Genomic DNA, 3,684 nt, shown 5'->3' with positions numbered 1-3,684 from the left:
GTTTCGAGGACGTTCGCGGTGAGCTGGTTGAGCAGTCCGTTCGGGCCGACCAACTCGACGCCCTCGGCTTTGGCCTGGGCCAACAGTTGTTGGGCCAGCTTCTGGTGGTCAATCTTCGACTGATCCATGGGATCCAGTGTTTCGGTCATCGTCTTGCCTTCTCGCCAAGAGAACTCGGCGTGTCGGCCAGATCCAGTTCAACCGTTATCCCGACAGTCCCGGCGGGGTGGGTAAAACACGACTTGCGCTGCGAGTGGCAGCGGACGTGAGCCGGGCGTTCACCGACGGGGTATGGCTGATCGAACTCGGTGAGCAGCAGGACGACACGCGGTTCACCGAAACAGTAGCCGGCGCCCTCGGTATCGAGACGCCATCGGCCACGAGGACGCTCGAAGCCTTAACTGAGTACCTCGCCCCCCCGACAGCTCCTCCTCGTGCTCGACAATTGCGAGCACGTGGTTGATGGAGTCGAGGCCCCCGACGGCGGCATTGCTCCGGAAGTGCCCAAGACTTCGCATTCTCGCCACCAGCCGGGAGACTTTGGCAATTGCAGGGGAGGCCGCGCTTCCCTTGCGGCCACTGACTTTTCCAGATCCGGACCGATCTTGCTCAGCGCAAGGGCTGTCCAGCTATGAGGCAGTGCGGCTGTTCATCGAGCGTGCATGCGCCGCCGTCCCAGGGTTCGGCGTGACCGAGGACAACAAGGCTGTCGTTGCACGAATCTGTCAGCGGCTCGATGGGCTGCCGCTGCCGATCGAGCTCGCGGCTGCGGGGTTGCGGGTGTTGTCGGCGCAGCAGATCTTGCTTCGCCTGAGCGATCGATACCGACCTCTGAGCATTGCGAACCGGGGTACACCTGCTCGTCAACAGAGCCTGCGACTGTGTATTGATTGGAGCCACGAGCTCTGCACGGCACGCGAACGCGAAGTGTGGAGAACGGTTTCGGTCTTCACAGGAGGATTCGAGCTGGACGGGGCGGAGGCGCTCTGCGCTGGGGAGTTCGGCCCGAACGAGCTGCTAGAGGTGTTGGCCGCGCTGGTCAACAAGTCGATCCTGATCCCAGAGCAGACGCACGGTGTCATCCGGTACCGGTTGCTTGAAACGGTTCGCGACTACGGGCGGGACAGGCTTCGGGAGAGCGGCGAGTGCTCGACGTTGCAACGACGGCACCGGGACTGGTTCGAACAACTGACCGTGCGGGCACACACCGAATGGCTCAGCCCCAGGCAGGCAGAGTGGACCACCCGATTGGAGCGCGAGCTACCAAATCTCCGCGACGCGATGACGTATTGCCTTGCTGATCCGATCCACGCTCCTGTCGGCTTGCAAATAGCCAACGCGCTTCGCCGCTTTTGGATCTCCCGTGGCCTCGTGAGTGAAGGTAGGCAATGGCTCCGTCGGGCCTTGACCTCCCAGGTCGAGCAACCAACCAGATCGCAGGTCACAGCGCTCTGCACCGAGGGCATGCTCGCCGCGTTGCAGGGCGAGGGCACCGATCCCTTCGCTCTCGTGGCGAAAGCGCGTAAATACGCCGCGGGCATGGCGGACCCGATCCTGGAGCAGTTGGTTACCCGCACCGAGGGTCAACTAGCACTCTCGAGCGGCGATGCGGCACTGGCTGTCACTCATTTCGAGAAGGTCCTCGACGCGTGCCGAGCATCCGAAGACCTCGATACGCACCTCGAGGTGCTCCTCGGACTGGGAGTTGCGTGCGGACGGTGCGGGGACCGAGCACGAGCGATGACCTGCTTTGAAGAAATCCTCGCCATCACCGAGCCTTTGGGTGAAACTGTCCACCAAGCGCAAGCCCTGGCAGCGCTCGGGTCAACTGTCTCGTGCACCGACCCCGTTCAAGCGACTCAGCTGCTGACACGAGGCTTACAACTGAGCCGAAGCCTCAACAGCCCTTCGACCGCAACCAGCTGCCTCTACACGTGCGCGTGGATCGCCGCCACCGAGCACCGAACCGAGCACGCCGCGGTGCTGATGGGAGCAATTGAGAAGTTAGGGGAACCCACCGGAGCCAAACGGCTGAATCGGTACAACATCAACGCAGGTCAGGAATCGAGCCTGGCCCGCTTACGTCTCGTACTCGGCGAGCGAGCCTTCAGCAAGGCCGTCCAACAAGGTCGAGGTCTTAGCCTCAGGCAAGCGGTGGCCTATGCGCTCGGTGAAAGCACAGCAGCCGGTGACCCACTACGATCCGGTCCGAACAAAGACCTGACACCGCGCGAACGGCAAGTCGCAGACCTAGTGGCACAGGGGCTGACCAATAGAGTGATTGCGGACAAACTCGTGATATCCCAGCGAACCGCGCAAGGGCACGTCGAGCACATCCTCGCCAAACTCGGATTTGTCTCGCGGGCACAGATCGCGGCGTGGGTGGCGCCGAACGCAGGTGAACGATAGCGGACGAACTTGCCCCCACCTTCGACTGTCCGCTGTTCCGTAAGACGAACGGCCAGCGGAACACCGCGCGCTGCGGATCGCACCACTGCTCACCACTGTTCCGTTTGAGTGTTCCGCGTATTGTTCCGGTGAACCCCCGCCCTATGGAACGCTGGATGGATGGGCGAGCCGTTCCGCGTCGGATAGCCCGATGCTCCACCGACGAACAGGATGTCGGGATCCAGACCGAACAGCTGCTCGCGCTCGCAGCGCCGCGCGAGCGGATCTTCATCGACAAGGGGTTCGCCGGCACGACCCGCAAGAACCGGGCCGGGCTGGACAACGCGCTCGCCGCGGTCACCTCCGCCGCCGCGGCCGTAACCGGCCGGCAGGTGGTGCTGACGACAACGAAATTCGACCGGTTCGCGCGCAACATGGCCGAGGCCGGCGAGATCCTGACCGGTCTACGCGAGCGCGAAGTGCTGTTCGGGCTCGGTAGTTCGGTGTGCGACTGGAACGACCCGTTCGGCAAGCTGTTCCTGCACGCTGGCTATGGTCGCCGAATTCGAAGCGAACCTGAACCACCTGCGGACCCGCGAGGGCATGGCGAAGGCCCGCGCGAAAGGGCGCCTCAAGGGTAAGCAACCGAAACTGCCTCTCGCCGTACGCAAGACGATCCACCGCCGGTACCACGACCCCGACGACGACGCGAGCTTGGCGGACCTGGCCGACGAGTACAGCGTCGGTCGCTCCACCATCCACCGTATCGTCAGCGGCACCACACCGCGGGCGTAACTCCACCTCGAGGCCCATCGCGCCGCGGTCACGGCAACGCGGCGCTGTCGAATTCGAGGTGTGCCAGCAGAATGGCCCGGGCCGCGCGCTGCCTGGTCGGCGCGTCGCACAGGTAGATGCGGTTGCGGTGATGCGCCCACCAGCTAAGTCACCCCCGACCAGCGGCTACGCCAAATACGCCCGATTTTCGGCGGATACTACGGCGACCCCGTGTCATCCGGGGGCCGCAACGATGAAGGTCGAGGCAGAAAATTCGGCACCAGCAAACCCGGAGGAGTGCGCCATGTCCGGCCACTGTTCGATCGTTGCAGGGATCGACGGCTCACCATCATCGTTGCAGGCGGTTTCGTGGGCGGCCAAAGAACGGCGGGTCCACCTCCTGGCRGAGGAGCCTGGTCACGCAATGGTGCTCGGGTTCATCGGTCGCTGGTGGGAGAATGGCTACGGCCGCGTCGAGTGGTCCCCCGCAGACACGGCCGCGTCGAGTGGTCCCCCGCAGAC

General features: G+C 63.9%; 3 protein-coding genes and 1 pseudogene. 3 read left to right on the top strand and 1 reads right to left on the bottom strand.

The genetic code is table 11. From position 1 onward, the window contains the following. Positions 1 to 149: pseudogene (locus tag AC1D1G_RS42950) on the bottom strand (IS256 family transposase); the annotation flags it as partial. 538 nt (positions 150 to 687) lie between these two features. Here AC1D1G_RS42950 and AC1D1G_RS42945 point away from each other — a divergent pair. From AC1D1G_RS42945 to AC1D1G_RS42935, 3 genes are all read left to right on the top strand, one after another. Continuing rightward, positions 688 to 2,409 (top strand): ATP-binding protein, encoded by a 1,722-nt coding sequence (locus tag AC1D1G_RS42945; RefSeq protein ID WP_477956680.1) that lies wholly within the window; start codon positions 688 to 690, stop codon positions 2,407 to 2,409. 155 nt (positions 2,410 to 2,564) lie between these two features. After that, positions 2,565 to 3,029, top strand: coding sequence for a recombinase family protein (locus AC1D1G_RS42940; RefSeq protein WP_477956679.1), 465 nt, complete (start codon positions 2,565 to 2,567; stop codon positions 3,027 to 3,029). After that, positions 2,992 to 3,183, top strand: coding sequence for a hypothetical protein (locus AC1D1G_RS42935; protein ID WP_477956678.1), 192 nt, complete (start codon positions 2,992 to 2,994; stop codon positions 3,181 to 3,183). The genes AC1D1G_RS42940 and AC1D1G_RS42935 overlap by 38 nt, the downstream gene beginning before the upstream one ends. Positions 3,184 to 3,684 lie beyond the last annotated feature (501 nt).

The sequence above is a fragment of the Rhodococcus sp. P3_B8 genome (assembly GCF_056402775.1).
This window is presented reverse-complemented; position numbering and strand designations above follow the sequence as displayed.

Excerpts from the sequence above, each read along its gene's own strand:
- AC1D1G_RS42940 (WP_477956679.1), top strand. The coding sequence starts at position 2,565 with ATGGATGGGCGAGCCGTTCCGCGTCGGATAGCCCGATGCTCCACCGAC.
- AC1D1G_RS42935 (WP_477956678.1), top strand. The coding sequence starts at position 2,992 with ATGGCGAAGGCCCGCGCGAAAGGGCGCCTCAAGGGTAAGCAACCGAAA.